This window comes from Streptomyces lincolnensis, assembly GCF_001685355.1.
GTDB lineage: Bacteria > Actinomycetota > Actinomycetes > Streptomycetales > Streptomycetaceae > Streptomyces > Streptomyces lincolnensis.
Window position 1 is genome coordinate 2,917,090 of record NZ_CP016438.1, and the last position, 15,929, is coordinate 2,933,018.

13 protein-coding genes are annotated in these 15,929 nt (G+C 71.6%); 2 read left to right on the plus strand and 11 right to left on the minus strand.

The window, feature by feature from the left end; translation table 11 throughout:
- Positions 1-36: 36 nt before the first annotated feature.
- The 5 genes from SLINC_RS12925 to SLINC_RS12945 all read right to left on the minus strand — a co-directional run bounded on the left by SLINC_RS12925 (position 37) and on the right by SLINC_RS12945 (position 4,421).
- Positions 37-990: an ROK family glucokinase gene (locus tag SLINC_RS12925; protein ID WP_067431097.1), complete on the minus strand. Its 954-nt coding sequence runs from the start codon at positions 988-990 to the stop codon at positions 37-39.
- Between the two features lie 66 nt (positions 991-1,056).
- On the minus strand, positions 1,057-1,563 hold the full coding sequence (locus SLINC_RS12930) for a DUF5304 domain-containing protein (protein ID WP_067431100.1): 507 nt from the start codon (positions 1,561-1,563) through the stop codon (positions 1,057-1,059).
- A 57-nt stretch (positions 1,564-1,620) separates the two neighbouring features.
- Positions 1,621-2,787 carry an ArsA family ATPase gene (locus SLINC_RS12935; RefSeq protein ID WP_067431103.1) on the minus strand — a complete coding sequence of 389 codons (1,167 nt, stop codon included), beginning with the start codon at positions 2,785-2,787 and terminating at the stop codon, positions 1,621-1,623.
- Positions 2,788-3,044: 257 nt separating this feature from the next.
- Positions 3,045-3,485 carry an SRPBCC family protein gene (locus SLINC_RS12940; protein WP_067431107.1) on the minus strand — a complete coding sequence of 147 codons (441 nt, stop codon included), beginning with the start codon at positions 3,483-3,485 and terminating at the stop codon, positions 3,045-3,047.
- A 138-nt stretch (positions 3,486-3,623) separates the two neighbouring features.
- Positions 3,624-4,421: a metallophosphoesterase family protein gene (locus SLINC_RS12945; RefSeq protein ID WP_067431110.1), complete on the minus strand. Its 798-nt coding sequence runs from the start codon at positions 4,419-4,421 to the stop codon at positions 3,624-3,626.
- 313 nt (positions 4,422-4,734) lie between these two features.
- Here SLINC_RS12945 and SLINC_RS12950 point away from each other — a divergent pair, with 313 nt between their 5' ends.
- On the plus strand, positions 4,735-6,531 hold the full coding sequence (locus SLINC_RS12950) for an AMP-dependent synthetase/ligase (RefSeq protein ID WP_067431113.1): 1,797 nt from the start codon (positions 4,735-4,737) through the stop codon (positions 6,529-6,531).
- Between the two features lie 16 nt (positions 6,532-6,547).
- Here SLINC_RS12950 and SLINC_RS12955 read toward each other — a convergent pair whose 3' ends face one another.
- Positions 6,548-8,194: a GMC oxidoreductase gene (locus SLINC_RS12955; protein ID WP_445683979.1), complete on the minus strand. Its 1,647-nt coding sequence runs from the start codon at positions 8,192-8,194 to the stop codon at positions 6,548-6,550.
- A 32-nt stretch (positions 8,195-8,226) separates the two neighbouring features.
- On the minus strand, positions 8,227-9,369 hold the full coding sequence (locus SLINC_RS12960) for a glycosyltransferase family 4 protein (protein ID WP_067431119.1): 1,143 nt from the start codon (positions 9,367-9,369) through the stop codon (positions 8,227-8,229).
- A gap of 148 nt (positions 9,370-9,517) precedes the next feature.
- Here SLINC_RS12960 and SLINC_RS12965 point away from each other — a divergent pair, with 148 nt between their 5' ends.
- Positions 9,518-10,753 carry a glycosyltransferase 87 family protein gene (locus tag SLINC_RS12965; protein ID WP_067431123.1) on the plus strand — a complete coding sequence of 412 codons (1,236 nt, stop codon included), beginning with the start codon at positions 9,518-9,520 and terminating at the stop codon, positions 10,751-10,753.
- Between the two features lie 105 nt (positions 10,754-10,858).
- On the opposite strand, the gene SLINC_RS12970 is transcribed toward SLINC_RS12965, so the two are convergent.
- The 4 genes from SLINC_RS12970 to SLINC_RS12985 all read right to left on the minus strand — a co-directional run bounded on the left by SLINC_RS12970 (position 10,859) and on the right by SLINC_RS12985 (position 15,914).
- Positions 10,859-12,052, minus strand: a complete 1,194-nt coding sequence (locus SLINC_RS12970) for a hypothetical protein (protein ID WP_079164511.1) — start codon at positions 12,050-12,052, stop codon at positions 10,859-10,861.
- Positions 12,053-12,085: 33 nt separating this feature from the next.
- Positions 12,086-13,102: a C40 family peptidase gene (locus SLINC_RS12975; protein WP_067431126.1), complete on the minus strand. Its 1,017-nt coding sequence runs from the start codon at positions 13,100-13,102 to the stop codon at positions 12,086-12,088.
- A 224-nt stretch (positions 13,103-13,326) separates the two neighbouring features.
- Positions 13,327-14,361: a C40 family peptidase gene (locus tag SLINC_RS12980; protein ID WP_067445278.1), complete on the minus strand. Its 1,035-nt coding sequence runs from the start codon at positions 14,359-14,361 to the stop codon at positions 13,327-13,329.
- Positions 14,362-14,570: 209 nt separating this feature from the next.
- On the minus strand, positions 14,571-15,914 hold the full coding sequence (locus tag SLINC_RS12985) for an NYN domain-containing protein (RefSeq protein ID WP_067431129.1): 1,344 nt from the start codon (positions 15,912-15,914) through the stop codon (positions 14,571-14,573).
- Positions 15,915-15,929: the final 15 nt, after the last annotated feature.

A 15,929-nucleotide genomic window follows, 5' to 3' on the forward strand; every position in this document is an offset into this window, starting at 1 on the left:
GCGGGGCACGGCGGGCTCGTCACGCACGGCGGACGACTACATGATCGGGTCCGGCTCTCTCGCCAGGTCCGCCGCGCCCACCAGGCCCGCCTTGTTGCCCAGCTGAGCCGCGATCACATCGGCGACCGGGCGCCAGTTGCCGCCCACCAGCCAGCGCTTGTAGGACTTGCGGATGGGGTCGAGGACGAGTTCGCCCTCGTCGGAGAGACCGCCGCCGACGATGAAGGCGGAGGGGTCGAAGAGGGAGGCGAGGTCGGCCAGGCCGGCGCCGGCCCAGCGGGCGAGCTCGCGGTAGGAGTCGACGGCGACCGGGTCGCCCTGGCGGGCGGCCATGGAGATGTGCTTGCCCTCGATGCCGTCGGGGGTGCCGTCACCGAGGCCGAGGAGGATCTCGGCGTTCTCGGGGGTGGCGTTGGCGCGCTGCCTGGCGTACCGCACGAGGGCGCGGCCGGAGGCGTACTGCTCCCAGCAGCCCTGCGAGCCGCAGCCGCACAGCAGACCGTCCGGAACCATGCGGATGTGGCCGAACTCGGCCGCCACGCCGAAGTGGCCGCGGCGCAGCTTGTTGCCGATGATGATGCCGCCGCCGAGGCCGGTGCCGAGCGTGATGCAGATGACGTTGCGGTGGCCCTTGCCGCCGCCGAACTTGTACTCGCCCCACGCGGCCGCGTTGGCGTCGTTCTCCACGACGACCGGAAGGCCCACGCGGGTCTCGACCTTCTCCTTCAGCGGCTCGTTGCGCCAGTCGATGTTGGGCGCGAAGTAGACCGTGGAGCGCTGCCGGTTGACGTAACCGGCCGCACCGATGCCCACGCCGACGATCTCGTGCCCGGCACGGGCGCCTTCCACCGCGGAGGCGATGGCGTCCACGATGCCCTCGGGCGTGCCCGGGGTCGGCACCTTGTGGGTCGAGAGGATGTTGCCGTCCTCATCGACCACGCCGGCCGCGATCTTCGTGCCGCCGATATCGACGCCGATGGTGAGTCCCATGAATCCCTCAGTTTCGGTCGAGCCCCGCTACGGCCAACCGTACCCGAGGCCCTGCCGTCAGGGGTTTCAGTCCAGGTCGATGCGCTGGCCGGGGCCCGCCTCGTCGCCCTTGTCGCGGGGGCTCTCGTCCAGGTCGCGCGGAGCGGTGTCACGGCTGGTCCAGCGGCCCTCCTGAGCCTGGACGGCGGAGCGGTAGGCGGCCAGCAGTTCGTTGCCCGCCGCCGCGAGATGGTCGAAGACGTCCGGGTTGCGCTCGATGACCGGTTCGACGGCGGCCTTGGCCTGCTGGACGACCTGCTTGACCACCTGCTGGGCGGCGGGTCCGGCGACCGCGCCGAGCAGCGGGGACTGGAGGCCGGACAGCTTGTCGAGCTTCTCGGCGACGGTGTCGACGAGCTTGCGCAGTTCCTCGGCGGCCGAGCCCGGAGGCGGACCGTACTCGGATCGGCGGCGGGCCTTCTCGGCGGCGAGGTCCTCGGCGCACGCGGTCGCCCAGGCGTCGGCGTCGGTCGCCCGCACCTCGTCGAGCGCCTCGCGGTCTCCGGCGTCGGACGGGGGGAGCTCTTCGCTCATGACGGACTCCTGACTACGGTTCGTCCCTACGACGTTACCCGAACGGGCGCAGGCGGTTCACGGGGTCTGCGGCCAGAGATCCGGGTCCGGGGCGAACCGGATCCGCAGCTCGCCCTCGCGCAGCGCGGCGCCGTCCACGGTGCAGCGGCGCAGGGCCGACGGCAGCGGAACGATCCGCCGGAACGGGCCCGCCGCGACGACGAGTTCGTCGCCCCGCCGGATCAGGTCCAGTTCCTCGCGTATCGCGCCGGGCAGCGGGAGGTGCCAGACCAGCACGCCCTCCTCGGCGAGCCGGTCGGTGACGGGCCACTCGACGGCGGAGTCCGTGGCGTCGGTTCCGGGGACGGGGAGGGCCGCGAGGTCGTCGGTGCCGCGGGGGTCGTGGCCGAGGTGGGGGACGCCGTGAACGCCATGGACGCCGTAGGTCTCCCGCCACTCGTCCAGTGCCTTGCGCTGCTGGGCGACGAGGCCCGGGGGCCAGTCCTCCGGTACGACCCGGTTCGCGACCAGCGCGTCGGGGCGCAGGCCGCGCAGGGCGAGGGCGAGCCCCGCGGTGCGGACGGCGTCGGCGCCGGCCGGGCCGGGCTCCGCGACCAGCCGTACGGCGGTGTCGCGGTCGGCGAGGACCGCCTCCACGGCGCCGAGCTCCAGGTCCCAGCGGGACGCCGTCTCGTACAGCCACTGCGCGGGCATGGGGACGCCGGCCAGCCGGCCGAGGACGGGGCGCAGGGCGCGGGCCGCCTGCCGTTCGGGCGGCAGGAGGCGGCGCAGGTAGCGGCGGAGCTCCTCGGGGAGGGTGAGGAGGGCGAGTGCCTGCGGGGTGGGCGGGAGGTCGACGATCAGCAGGTCGTGCGCCTCGGCGAGGGCCGCGTCCCGCAGCGCGCGCAGCAGCGTGAGCTCCTCGGCGCCGGGCAGCGGCGTGAGCTCCTCCGGGTCCAGCCGGGAGGCGCCGAGCAGGTCGAGGGCGGAGGTGGCGCGCTCCTGGAACGCGGCGAGGTCCTGCCGGAAGCGGGCGGTGGCGTCGGGGCGCCAGGCGGTGAGGCGCTCGGCGACCTCCACCGGCTTCGCCCCCGTCGCCACGCCTAGCACCGCGCCGAGGCTGTCGGTGCGGTCGGCACTGAGGAGCAGTGTGCGCTTGCCCTCGCGGGCGGCGGCGAGTGCGGTGGCGGCGGCGATCGTCGTACGACCGCTGCCGCCGGGGCCCGTGATCAGGATGGTGCGCATAGGGGTGAACCGTAACGTGCCCGGCGCGGGGGCGGGCCGGGGGTGGGTCGCGCAACCCGGCGCTTACGGGGTGCCGCCTTTCGTTGGGACGGGTGCCGCCCTAGGCGGCACGATTGCCCGCAGCTATGGCGAGGCACAGGGACCCGCGGCTTGAGCAGACGGCGACCGCACCCACCTAAGGGGCGCGGGGAACTGCGCGACCGGCCACAGCGCTGCCCGCACCCGGAAACCGGACCGGCACCCCTACGGCGCAACCCCTACTGCCCCGCTTCCACCCGCTTCTTCAGACCCGCCAGCGCCCGGTCGATGATGACCTTCTCCGCCTTGCGCTTGATCATGCCGAGCATCGGGATCTTGACGTCGACGGTCAGCAGATACGTGACCTCGGTCGAACCCGTCCCGGTCGGCTTGAGCACGTACGAGCCGTCCAGGGAACGCAGCATCTGGGACTTCACCAGCGTCCAGGAGACCTCGTTCTCACCGGCCCAGGTGTAGCCCAGGACCTGGTCGTCCTTGATCGCGCCGGCGTCCATGACGAGGCGGACCTGCTCGGCGCGTCCGGCGGCGTCGGTCGCCAGCACCTCCGCCTCCTTCACCTCGCCGGTCCAGTCCGGGTAGCGGGCGAAGTCGGCGATGACCGCCATGACATCGGCCGGTGCCGCCTCGATCGTGATGCTCGAGCTGGTGTGTTCCGCCATCGCGGTGGCTCCTCCAGATGCGGTCCGGTGAGGAAGGGTCGTGCGCACGTGTGTGCAGCGTGAAGGCTACCGCGCAGGCGAGCGGCCGTATTCACCGGGAACCGCTCGCCGTCCACGGGAAGCCGCCCACCACCATGATCACCACTCCAGCGCCCACGGCTTCCCGGTCCCCGCGAAGTGACCGACGTTGACGCACTCCGTCGCCCCGATCCGCATCCGCCGCACCAGCGGCTGGTGGACATGGCCGAACAGGGCGTACCGGGGGCGCGTGCGCCTGATCGCCGCGAGGAGCGCGCGGCTGCCCCGCTCGAAGCGGCGCGCGACCGTGTCGTAGACAAGTTCGGGCACCTCCGGCGGGATGTGCGTGCACAGCACGTCCACCTCGCCGACCGCCTCGATCTTCGCCACGTACTCCTCGTCGCTGATCTCGTACGGCGTGCGCATCGGGGTCCGGAGGCCGCCGCCGACGAAGCCGAAGGTCCGGCCGCCGATCTCCACCCGCTCGCCGTCGAGCACGGTGGTACCGGGTCCGGCGTATTCCGGCCACAGAGGCGGCATGTCGACATTGCCGTAGGTGGCGTACGTCGGTGTCGGGAAGGCGGCGAACATCTCGGCGTACTGCTTGCGCACCGCCTTCTCGATCGCGGTGGCCCGGTCGGTGCCGATGCCGGCCCACAGCCGGGTGCCGAACTCCCGGGCCTCCTCGAAGCGGCGGGCGGTGCGCAGCTGGACGATGCGGTCGGCGTTCTCCACGCCGAACAGGTCGGGGAAGATCCCGCGGGAGTGGTCGGCGTAGTCGAGGAAGAGAACAAGGTCACCCAGACAGATCAGGGCGTCCGCGCCGTCGCCGGCTCTGGCCAGGTCGCGGGCGTTGCCGTGCACGTCGCTGACCACATGGACGCGCGTTCTGTCGTTGGCGGCGGGTGTGGGGGCCATGACGATCAAGCGTAAGCGTGTGCGCCATACGTGAACAGTGGCGGTGGAGCTTGCGGTTACTGGCCAGTCAGTTAGTGCGTCGACTACTGTGCGCCGAGGAACACCAAACCGTGTGACGCGGCGAACATCTCGCCGGACCCCCCTGTCGAAGAAGCCATACCGACGGGTAACGTCCGGGCAGTCCAGTCGTGCTCAGGATTTCAGCCAGTGGGCTCATGGCCCGTGGCGAACCCCTGGGCACCTGCCCGGCCTTGGACCGGACCGTCGCATCGCACAACGTCGTGGCGCCGGCGCCTTATTAGGAGCAGCAGTCTTGCGCGAGTTCAGCCTTCCGGCTTTGTACGAGGTCCCTGCCGACGGCAATCTCACCGACATCGTCCGGAGAAACGCCGCGCAGCACCCGGACGTCGCCGTCATCGCCCGCAAGGTGGGCGGAGCGTGGCAGGACGTGACGGCCACCGCCTTCCTCGCCGAGGTGCACGCCGCCGCCAAGGGGCTCATCGCCTCGGGTGTGCAGCCCGGCGACCGGGTCGGCCTGATGTCCCGGACGCGGTACGAGTGGACGCTCCTGGACTTCGCGATCTGGAGCGCGGGCGCGGTCACCGTGCCGGTGTACGAGACCAGCTCGCCGGAGCAGGTGCAGTGGATCCTCAGCGACTCGGGCGCCACCGCCTGCATCGTGGAGCTGGACAACCACACGGCGGCCGTCGAGTCGGTGCGCGACGGCCTGCCGGCCCTCAAGCACGTCTGGCAGATCGAGGGCGGCGGCCTGGAGGAGCTCGGGCGGCTCGGCCAGGACGTCACCGACAAGGCCGTAGAGGAGCGCGGCTCGCTCGCCAAGGCGGACGACCCGGCGACCATCGTCTACACCTCCGGCACCACCGGGCGCCCCAAGGGCTGTGTGCTCACCCACCGCAGCTTCTTCGCCGAGTGCGGGAACATCGTCGAGCGGCTGCGGCCGCTGTTCCGCACCGGTGAGTGCTCGGTCCTGCTCTTCCTGCCGCTCGCGCACGTCTTCGGCCGCCTGGTGCAGATCGCCCCGATGATGGCGCCGATCAAGCTGGGCATGGTCCCGGACATCAAGGACCTCACCAGCGAGCTGGCGTCCTTCCGGCCGACGCTGATCCTGGGGGTGCCGCGGGTCTTCGAGAAGGTCTACAACTCGGCGCGGGCCAAGGCGCAGGCGGACGGCAAGGGCAAGATCTTCGACAAGGCCGCGGACACCGCGATCGCCTACAGCAAGGCGCTGGACACCCCGTCGGGCCCGTCCCTCGGCCTGAAGATCAAACACAAGACCTTCGACAAGCTGGTCTACAGCAAGCTGCGCGCGGTCCTCGGCGGCAAGGGCGAGTACGCGATCTCCGGCGGCGCCCCGCTGGGCGAGCGCCTCGGCCACTTCTTCCGCGGTATCGGCTTCACGGTCCTGGAGGGCTACGGCCTGACCGAGTCCTGTGCCGCGACCGCCTTCAACCCCTGGGACCGCCAGAAGATCGGCACGGTCGGCCAGCCGCTGCCCGGCTCGGTGGTCCGCATCGCCGACGACGGCGAGGTGCTGCTGCACGGCGAGCACCTGTTCAAGGAGTACTGGAACAACCCGGGCGCGACCGCCGAGGCGCTGGCCGACGGCTGGTTCCACACCGGTGACATCGGCACCCTCGACGAGGACGGGTACCTCAGGATCACCGGCCGCAAGAAGGAGATCATCGTCACCGCGGGCGGCAAGAACGTCGCCCCGGCCGTGATCGAGGACCGCATCCGGGCGCACGCGCTGGTCGCGGAGTGCATGGTGGTCGGTGACGGGCGGCCGTTCGTGGGCGCGCTGGTCACGGTCGACGACGAGTTCCTGGGCCGCTGGGCCGCCGAGCACGGCAAGCCGGAGGGTTCCACCGCGGCGTCGCTGCGCGAGGACCCCGACCTGCTGGCCGCGATCCAGTCGGCGATCGACGACGGCAACGCCGCGGTGTCGAAGGCGGAATCGGTGCGGAAGTTCCGCATTCTGTCCTCCCAGTTCACGGAGGATTCGGGCCACCTGACGCCGTCGTTGAAGCTGAAGCGGAACGTGGTGGCGAAGGACTTCTCGGACGAGATCGAGGCGATCTACCAGAAGTAGTCACCTCTGCGACGGTTCATGGCGCGGTGTCCTCGGCGAGGACCCGCGCCATCGTGCGTTCGGCGAGCGCGGTGATGGTGACGAGCGGGTTCACCCCGATGTTGCCGGGGATCAGCGAGCCGTCGGTGACGTACAGCTTCGAGTACCCCTTCACCCGCCCGTAGTTGTCGGTGGCCCTGCCCAGCACGCAGCCGCCCAGCGGGTGGTAGGTGAAGTCGTCGGCGAAGACCTTGTCGGCGGAGCCGAAGAGGTCGTACCGGTAGATGGTCGAGTTGGCGGAGTTGATCCGGTCGAAGAGCTTCTTGGCCATGCCGGAGGAGACCGAGCTCTGCGCGGCGCTCCAGTCCAGGCTCAGCCCCGCGCCGCCGTACGAGAACCTCGCGCGCTGCGGGTTCTTGGTGATCGCCAGATAGAGGCTGACCCAGTGTTCGAGGCCGGTGGGCAGCGGGGCGATCTCGGCGAAGACGGGGTTGGCGGTGTTGGCCCAGTCGTCGATGCCCATGACCGGCATGGTCGACTGGTTGGCGCCGACGGTGTCCCACAGGTGGTTGGCCCGCCCGAGCATCACGTTGCCGTTGGGCCCCCAGCCGGCCCCGACGCTCGCGTCCAGCGCCGGGAGGGTGCCCGACTGCCGTGCCCGCAGCAGGAGTTCGCTGGTGCCGAGGCTGCCGCCGCCGAGGAACAGGTAGGTGCAGCCGTACTGCCGGGTCTCGACGACCGCGCCGGTGTCGTCGATGCGGTCGGCGGTCAGCACCCAGGTGCCGTCGCTCGCCGGGGTGATCCCCCGGACCTTCTCCATGGTGTGGATGGTGACGTTGCCGGTGCCGAGCGCGGACGCCAGATACGTCTTGTCGAGGCTCTTCTTGCCGAAGTTGTTGCCGTAGATGACCTCCTGGCCGAGGGCCGATCTGGTGGCGGTGCCCGCGGCCTCGCGCTGCATGTACCCGAAGTCGTAGACGCTGGGCACGAACGTGGTCCTCAGGCCGGTGTTCGCCGCGTGCTTGCGGGAGATCCGGCTGAACCGGTACCACTCGGTGGACTCGAACCAGGCCGGGTCGACGGTGTTGACGCCGAGCATGGCGCGGGCCCGTGGGAAGTAGGTGCCGTACATCTCCGCCGCGTCCACGGCCGGGAACTGCTCGGCGAAGTAGGACCGCGGCGGGGTGACCGCCATCGAGCCGTTGACCAGGGAGCCCCCGCCGACCCCGCGGCCCACGAAGACGGACATGTTCCCGAAGCGGACGCGGTCCAGGACGCCCGGGTACGGGCTGATGTCCCTGTTGACGACGTCCAGCCACAGGAAGGTGGCGAGCGGCGCCTCGGTGCGCGTCTTGAACCACATCGAGCGCCGGTCCGGGGCGGCGGTGGAGCAGAAGACCTTGCCGTCGGGGCCGGGAGTGTTCCACAGGCGGCCCATCTCCAGCACGATCGTGCGGATGCCTGCCTGGCCGAGGCGCAGGGCGGCGACGGCACCGCCGTAGCCCGAACCGACCACGATGGCGGGGGCGTTGTCGACGGCGGCGGGTTCGACGGCCTGGGCCGACTTGAGGCCGATGCGGGTGAGACCGGTGGCGGCGGCCGTCTGGAGGGCGGCCATACCGAGGATTTGACGTCTCGTCAGTTGATGCCGCGTCAGTTGATGCTGCGTCAGTTTTGCTGTCATGCGCGCAGCATCCGCGGACTGTCCGCCTCCGGCTATAGCAACGTCTTCAACTTTTCCGCCAACAAGTCCCACCGCCACTTCTCCTCGACCCACTCCCGTCCCCGCTCCCCCATCCGCCGCCGCAGTTCCGCGTCGCCGAGGAGGACGGTGATCCGCTCGGCCGTCTCCTCCACGGAGCCTCCGCGCACCACCCAGCCGGTCTCGCCGTCGAGGACCGCGTCCGGGGCGCCGCCGGAGTCGCCGGCGACGACGGGCAGCCCGGTCGCGGAGGCCTCCAGGTAGACGATCCCGAGCCCCTCGACGTCGAGCCCGCCGCGCCGGGTCCGGCACGGCATCGCGAACACGTCCCCGGCGCCGTAGTGCGCGGGCAGCTCCGACCAGGGCAGCGAGCCGGTGAAGCGGACCGAGTCGGCCACCCGGGTCTCCCGCGCCAGTCTGCGCAGCTCCTTCTCGTACGGCCCGCCGCCCACGATCAGCAGCACGGCGTCCGGTTCGGCGGCCAGGATCCGGGGCATGGCGAGGATCAGCGTGTCCTGCCCCTTGCGTGGCACCAGCCGCGAGACGCACACGACCACGGGCCGGTCGATCAGCCCGAGCCGCGCCCGGACCACGTCACCGCCCGACCCGGGATGGAAGGTCTTCTCGTCGACCCCGGGCGGCAGCTGCGCCATCCGCGAGGCCGCCCCGGGGGTCAGCGCGGCGGCGATCCGCGTGCGCGTGTACTCGCCCAGGTAGGTGATGGTGTCGGTGGACTCCCCGATCCGGCGCAGCAGTTGCCGCGCGGCGGGCAGTTGGGCCCACCCGGCCTCGTGCCCGTGGGTGGTGGCCACCAGCCGCTCGGCGCCCGCCCTCCGGAGCGCCGGCGCCATCAGCCCGAGCGGGGCCGCCGCCCCGAACCACACCGAGGTGCACCCGTGCTCGCGCAGCAGCCCGACGGCCGTCCGGGTGGCACCGGGCGTCGGCAGCAGCATCGTCGTGGGGTCGCGTACGACGGTGAAGGGCTGCTCGGCGTCGAAGGCGGCACTCGCCTCGGCGCCCTCCCGGCCCCGCTTCCAGGTGGAGGCGTAGACGACGAGGCGCTCCGGGTCGAGCCGCAGCGCCATGTTGTGCAGGAACGCCTGGATGCCGCCCGGGCGGGGCGGGAAGTCGTTCGTCACCACGAGGGTCTTGTGCATCGCCGTCCTGCGCGTCGCCGTCCTGTGCATCGCCGCCGACCCTACCGAACGACCTGATCACAGCCGGGCGCGCCCTTGTGGCACGCTCACAGCAGGGGACGCCATCATGTTCCCCTGAGGGCGGGAATTCGAACAGTCAGGGGATCACGTGGAGACGTCGGGCGCGAGGCGGTCACTGCCGTGGCTGCTGCTCACCTGGGGCGTGACCAGGCTGGTGCTGCTGCTGTTCGTGTACAAGGTGTACGTCTTCCCGGGCCCCGACGTCACCAGCGACGTCTCGATCACCTACCAGGGCTGGTTCGAGGTCCTGCGCACCGGCACCTTCCCGCTGGACGACGTGACCTGGCAGTACCCGCCCGCCGCCGCCCTCGCGATCCTCTCCCCCGCCGTGCTCCCCGGCCTGGACTACGCCTCGGCGTTCTTCGTCCTCGCCTGCCTCACCGACCTGGTCGTCCTCGCCCTGCTGGTGTACGCGGGTCTACGCCCCGGAAAGCGGCCGCACGGGGCCTGGGTCTGGGTGGTCGGCGTACCGCTGCTCGGCCCGACCGTCTACTCGCGCTACGACGTGATGGTCACCGCGGTCGCGGTCGCCGCGCTGCTGGTGGGCTCCCGGCACCCCCGGCTGATGGGGGCGCTGGCGGGCTTCGGGGCGATGCTGAAGGTGTGGCCGGCTCTGGTGCTGCTGGGCGTCCGCGCACGGGCCGGCTGGGCCGCGGCGGTGGCGACCGTCGCCGCGCTGGCCGCGCTGTTCTCCCTCGCCATGCCGGGCGCCTTCGCGTTCCTGACCTTCCAGCGCGACCGGGGCACCGAGGTGGAGTCGCTGGGCTCGCTCGTCTTCCACGTCGCCCGGCACCACGGCTGGGACGGCCAGGTGCTGCTGAACTACGGCTCGGTGGAGTTCCTCGGGCCCTGGGTGACCATCGTGAGCACGGCCGCGCTGGCCCTCACCGGCATGACCTTCGGCTGGCTGCTGCTGTGGCGGGTGCTGGCGACCCGCTTCGAGGCGCACACCATGGCCGACGCGGCGTTCGTGGCGGTGCTGATGTTCACCACGACCAGCCGGGTGATCAGCCCGCAGTACCTGGTGTGGCTGATCGGCCTGGCGGCGGTCTGCGCGTGCTTCCGGGCGAGCCGGATGACCGTGCCCGTGGTCATGGTGCTGCTGGCGAGCTTCGTGACGGTCCTGGAGTTCCCCCTCTACTTCGGCGACGTCGTCGGCAGCACCCCGCTCGGCATCACCCTCCTGGTGATCCGCAACGGCCTGCTGGTCCTCGCCACCGTCCTCGCGGCCCGCGTCCTGTGGCAGGCGACGGTACCGAGGCCGGCCCAGGCCCCCGCGCCGGATCACACCACCCTCACCAAGGAGACCTCGGCCTCCTCCTGAGCCGCCATGGCCGCCGCCATCGCCGGGCACACCCCCCGGCAGCCCGAGGCCCGTCACCGCGCGGGCGGAGCGCGCGTGGCTGAAGGAGGCCGTCGCGGTACTCGGTCAGCCCAGCTGAACCCGCAGATACTCCCGCCACTCGGCGGTGAACTCCCCCGGTGTCGTCCCGAGGATGCTCTTCATCGCGTCCTCGACCGCCCCGGCCCGCTTCGCGTGGGCACCCACGGCCGCGTAGAACTCGCCGAGCCTGACCTCGCCCCAGCGCTCGGCGATCATGCGGCAGGCCATCCAGCCGCTCTCGTAGGCCCGCGCGAGCTCGTCGGCGTCGCCGCTGAAACCGAAGTCCCGGTCCCCGGGCAGGGCCCTCGGCGCCCGGCCCGCGCCCACCGCCTCCCCCAGTTCCGGCGCGGCCTGGGCGGGCGTACGGCCGCTGCCGCGGTAGCCGACCCAGTCGGCGTACCCCTCGGACAGCCACAGCGGTGTCGCGGCCGTGGTGGCGGTGCGGGTGGCCACGTGGGTGGTCTCGTGGGTGAGGACGACCTGCTTGCCGACGGCGCCGAGGACACCGTAGGCGTCGGGATTGACGATGATCCGGTCGGACGGTGCCCGCGCCGGGGCGCCCGTCTCGCCGGTGGTGACGGCGGCGATCCCGCGGTAGGAGGAGGCGGGCGAGCCGAGCAGCGCGGCCATGTCCTCCAGCGACTTCGGTACGAGGACGACGACCTGCCGGGACCAGTCCGTGCCCCACGCGTCCGACACGGCCGGGACCGCGCGGTCGGCGAGGTCCGCGTAGGTGTGCAGCGTCTCGCCGGTCTGCCCGACGCCCATGACGAGGCTGTGCTCACCGCGGACGACGATCACCTCGCCCTGGTCCCACAGCTGTCGGGGCGCCTTGTCGGCGGGCCGCTCGGCGTCCACGTACCACCGGCCCTCCAGGTCCACGGAGAGGTCCACGGTGCGGGCGACGGTGACGGGGGCGGTGTCGTGGTTCTGGACGCGGTAGCCGAGTTCGACGTCGGCGGTGGCGGTGTCCCCGGTGCGGTGCACGGCCGTGACGCGGTAGGACCAGCCGGCGAGCGGGACCGCGGAGAGGTTCTGGAACCAGCTCAGCGCGCCGGTCCGGGTGAACGCCGCCTGGTCCCGGTCGAGGACCGCGGTGGCCCGCCGGTCCAGCAGCCGCTGCACCTGGGCCTTCGTACCGTCGGCGGCGGGCCCGCCGGCGCAGCCCACCAGGGCCGCCAGCAGCACCAGGCACAGCGCCACGATTCCGCGTCCCGACGCCCGCCCTCGACCAGCCACGTGCCGATCGTACGGTGGGCGCCGGGCGCGCGGTCAGACCCGGGTGGCGGTCGCGCCCGGGATCATGTGCACCGGGTCGTAGCGCACCGGCGCTCCGGGGTAGGGCGCGTGGATCACCTGGCCGTTGCCCATGTACATCGCGACATGACTGGCGTCGGACCGGTAGGTGACCAGATCACCGGGCTGGGCCTGGGAGAGCGGGACCTGCCGGCCCGCGTAGCGCTGGGCCTGCGAGGTACGCGGCAGGGAGACCCCGGCCTGCGCGTACGACCACTGCATCAGGCCCGAACAGTCGAAGCCGGAGGGGCCGTTGGCGCCCCACACGTACGGCTTGCCGAGCGCGGAGCGGGCTGCGGCGACGGCGGCCGCGGCCCGGGCCGAGGGCGGGGCCGCGTTCCCGAGGTCGGGCATGTCGGCACGGCCGGAGCGGGAGGCCCGGTCGTAGGCGGCGCGTTCCCCGGACGGCAGGGCGTTCAGCAACTGCCGTGCCCGGGCGAGCTTCTTCTCGATCGACCGCTTGTGGGAGGCGACGGCCTTGCGGCTCTTCTCCAGCTCGCCGAGCTTGCCGGACGCCTCCGTGCGGTCCTGGGCGATCTCGCGCATCGCCGTCTGGAGGTCCTTGAGCTCCCCGGCCTGGTGGACGCCGATGCGGTCGAGGACGGCGGCCTTGTCCAGGTAGTCGTCCGGGTCGTCGGAGAACAGCAGCGCGAGCGAGGGGTCGAGGCCGCCGGCTCGGTACTGGGCCCCGGCCAGCGAACCGAGCGCGTCCCGCATGGTGTTGATGCGTTCCTGCTGGCGGGCGATCCGGTCCTGGGCCTCGTCGACCTCCTCGCGGAGCGCGTCGGCGTTCTCGTCGGCCTTGTTGAAGGCCTCGGTCGCCTTCTCGGCCTCCTCGTAGAGACGGTCCACCTCGGCGCGGGTGTCGTCGTGCGGTGCGGCGGTCGCCGGTACGGCGCCGAGGGCCGCGGCCGCGGCGGACAACACACACAGGGCGGCACCGGCGCCCCGGTTGAACCCGGACGGCGATGCAAGGCGGCGATGGAACCCCACGGGAAGCCGCACTCCTTCACGCTGGCGGATGAGGGAAACGCGGCAGACAGTAGCCCCGTCACCGGGCACCCACCAACGACCTCCGCGGCCACGCAACGTGACGCCCCGCCTACGACGCAGGTCGCGGGCGGGGCGTGGGGTCACTTCACGTCGCGGGGATTCGCCCGAACGGGCGGTGTCGTGTCCTGATCTTGAAGCTGATCAGATCCCGGCGCGGAGGCGGATCAGATCCGGACGCCGAACTGGAACGGCATGTTGTTGATCGACTCGTAGCGGACGACCGTGCCGGAGCGCGGAGCGTGCAGCACCTGGCCGTTGCCCGCGTAGAGGCCGACGTGGTGCAGGTCGCCGTAGAAGATCACGAGGTCGCCGACCTTGAGCTGGCTCTCGGAGTAGATCCGGGTGCCGGCGTTGGCCTGGGCCTGGGAGGTGCGCGGGATGCCGACGCCGGCCTGGGCGTAGGCCCAGGAGGTCAGGCCCGAGCAGTCGTAGGAGGCGGTGCCGGTGGCGCCGTAGACGTACGGCTTGCCGATCTGGGACTGGGCGGCCTGGAAGGCGGCCATGGCCCGGCCCGAGCCCACGGGGGCGTCGCCGAGGTCGACGCGCTCGGCGGAGTCGCGGCTGGCGCGCTGGTCCTCGGCGGCGAGGGCGGCCTTCTCGGCGGCCGTCAGGCTGTTGAGGAGCTTCTGCGCCTCGGCGAGCTTGTTCTGGACTTCCTTCTTCTTCTTGCCCAGTTCGGTGCGGGTGGAGGCGAGGTCCTTGAGCTTCTCGGAGGCCTCGGAGCGCTCCTGCGCGAGCTCGCGCTGCTTCTCCTGGATCTTCTTCAGCGCCTCGACCTGCTGCGAGCTGAGCTGGTCGGCGGTGGAGGCCTTGTCCAGGTAGTCGTCCGGGTTCGACGACAGGAAGAGCTGGAGGGAGGAGTCGATCGAGCCGGTGCGGTACTGGGCGGCGGCCGCCAGACCTATGGAGTCGCGGAGCTCGTTGAGCTCCTCCTGGCCCCGGGCGACGTTGTCCTGGATGGTGGAGATCTCCTTCTGGAGCTTCTCCTGCTTCTCCTTGGCCCCGTTGAACTTCTCGGTGGCCTGCTCCGCCTGCTCGTAGAGCTTGTCGACCTTGGACTTGACTTCGTCCTTGCTCGGCTTGTCGCTCGGCGCCGCGTTGGCGGCGTTGGCGCTGAAAGCCACAGCGGCAGCAGCTGCGGTGGTGAGCACGGTCACGCGCGTGCGGCTCGGCTGCTTGGGTCGACGATGGGACGCCACGGAGGTGAACTCCTTCTTTTGAGTGATCACCCGCTCGGAGGTTCGAGCCCAGACCCTAGTGACCTTCCTGTGATCAGTTCAAATCCTCAGGAGAAAAATCTCGTCACACCGTGCATTCTTTGCACATAACTCACCTGGAGTGACACCCACTTGACACTACGTTGCGTGACGATTGCGCCAATTCGGGCATTAAACCTGGACTTTGATGTTTAGGACAGCCGCTTGAGAAGCACCGCAGAAGCCACCGGCCGCGCACCCGCCTTGGCGATCCCGTCGGCCACCTCACGGTCGGTCGAGGCGACGATGACCGGCCGGCCCGGCGGCTCGGCGCGCACCAGCTGACGGATCAACTCGTCGGCGGTGACGCCCGCCTTGGAGAACAGCACCCTGACCCCGCGCGGCGGCGCCAGCAGCACCGGCGCGGCCAGCTCGGCCCCGTCGAAGACACAGGTCACCTCGGCGCCGGTCTGCGCGGCGAGCTGCGAGAGCTGGCCCAGCAGCCTGAGCCGCTGCTTCTCCAGCGGCATCTGGGGATAGCCGGTCTTGGTGACGTTGTAGCCGTCGACGACCAGATGGGCCTGCGGGAGCGCGAGAAGCTGGTCGAGGATGGCGGGGTCGTTCTCGGACAGGGCCCGCGCGGCGATGTCCTTCGGGGTCATACGGCCCGGTTCCACCGCGTCCACGGTCTCCGCCGGCCGTACCGAGACGGGCGGCAGCGCCAGTTCCCGCCGCAGCCCCTGGGTGGCGTCGAGCAGCGTGTCCAGCAGCAGCCGCACCCGCATGTCCTCGACGCTGCGGCCCTCGCGCGCGGCCCGGCGGGTGGCCTCCAGGGCCGCCTCCGCCTCCCCGAGGCGCGACTTCAGCCGCCGGGACTCGCTCTCGGCCGTGGAGACCTGGGCATGGCTGTCGGCCCGTACGGCCTCCATCTCGGCGTGCACCTTGCGCAGGGCCGCCTCGCCGCGCTTGACGTCGCTGTAGGCTGCACGCAGCTTGCGGTGGAGCGATTCCGCTTCCTTCTTCGCCGCGTCCAGCTCGACGCGCAGCCGCTCGGTCTCGGTGCGGGTGTGCTCACGGGCCCGGTCGAGCTCCTCGCGCAGCCGCTCCAGCTCGGCCCGGCTCTCCTCGTCGGCCCGCTCGGCGTCGGCCCGCTGGGCCTCCTCGCCGGCCGCCGTCACGAGCTTCACCCAGTCGGTGGGCCGCAGCACATAGGCCGCGGCCGCCACGTCGAGCGGGTCCGCGGCCGGGGGCGGCGAGCCGGAGTCGAGGGCGCCGGCGAGCTCCGGCTGCGCCTCTCTGAACTTCTCCCCGATGCGCTGGCGGAACAGCGGATCGGTCTCCAGGGCGGCCGCCATGGCGTTGCCGGCGAACTTGGCGCGCCGGTTCGGGGCGAACCGGGCGTACTGCCTCAGCTGGGCGGGCAGTTCGCCGACGGTCAGGCCACCGAAGCCGTCCGAGACGATCTGGACGACCCTGCGGCGCACTCCGTCGGGCAGCGGGCGGTCGAGCACCTCGGCGGCGCCGTCGCCCGGCCCCCCGCCTGTGGTCTCCACCATCCCTCACTCCCCAAT

Excerpts from the sequence above, each read along its gene's own strand:
- SLINC_RS12925 (WP_067431097.1), bottom strand. The coding sequence starts at position 990 with ATGGGACTCACCATCGGCGTCGATATCGGCGGCACGAAGATCGCGGCC.
- SLINC_RS12930 (WP_067431100.1), bottom strand. The coding sequence starts at position 1,563 with ATGAGCGAAGAGCTCCCCCCGTCCGACGCCGGAGACCGCGAGGCGCTC.
- SLINC_RS12935 (WP_067431103.1), bottom strand. The coding sequence starts at position 2,787 with ATGCGCACCATCCTGATCACGGGCCCCGGCGGCAGCGGTCGTACGACG.
- SLINC_RS12940 (WP_067431107.1), bottom strand. The coding sequence starts at position 3,485 with ATGGCGGAACACACCAGCTCGAGCATCACGATCGAGGCGGCACCGGCC.
- SLINC_RS12945 (WP_067431110.1), bottom strand. The coding sequence starts at position 4,421 with ATGGCCCCCACACCCGCCGCCAACGACAGAACGCGCGTCCATGTGGTC.
- SLINC_RS12955 (WP_445683979.1), bottom strand. The coding sequence starts at position 8,194 with ATGACAGCAAAACTGACGCAGCATCAACTGACGCGGCATCAACTGACG.
- SLINC_RS12960 (WP_067431119.1), bottom strand. The coding sequence starts at position 9,369 with ATGCACAAGACCCTCGTGGTGACGAACGACTTCCCGCCCCGCCCGGGC.
- SLINC_RS12985 (WP_067431129.1), bottom strand. The coding sequence starts at position 15,914 with ATGGTGGAGACCACAGGCGGGGGGCCGGGCGACGGCGCCGCCGAGGTG.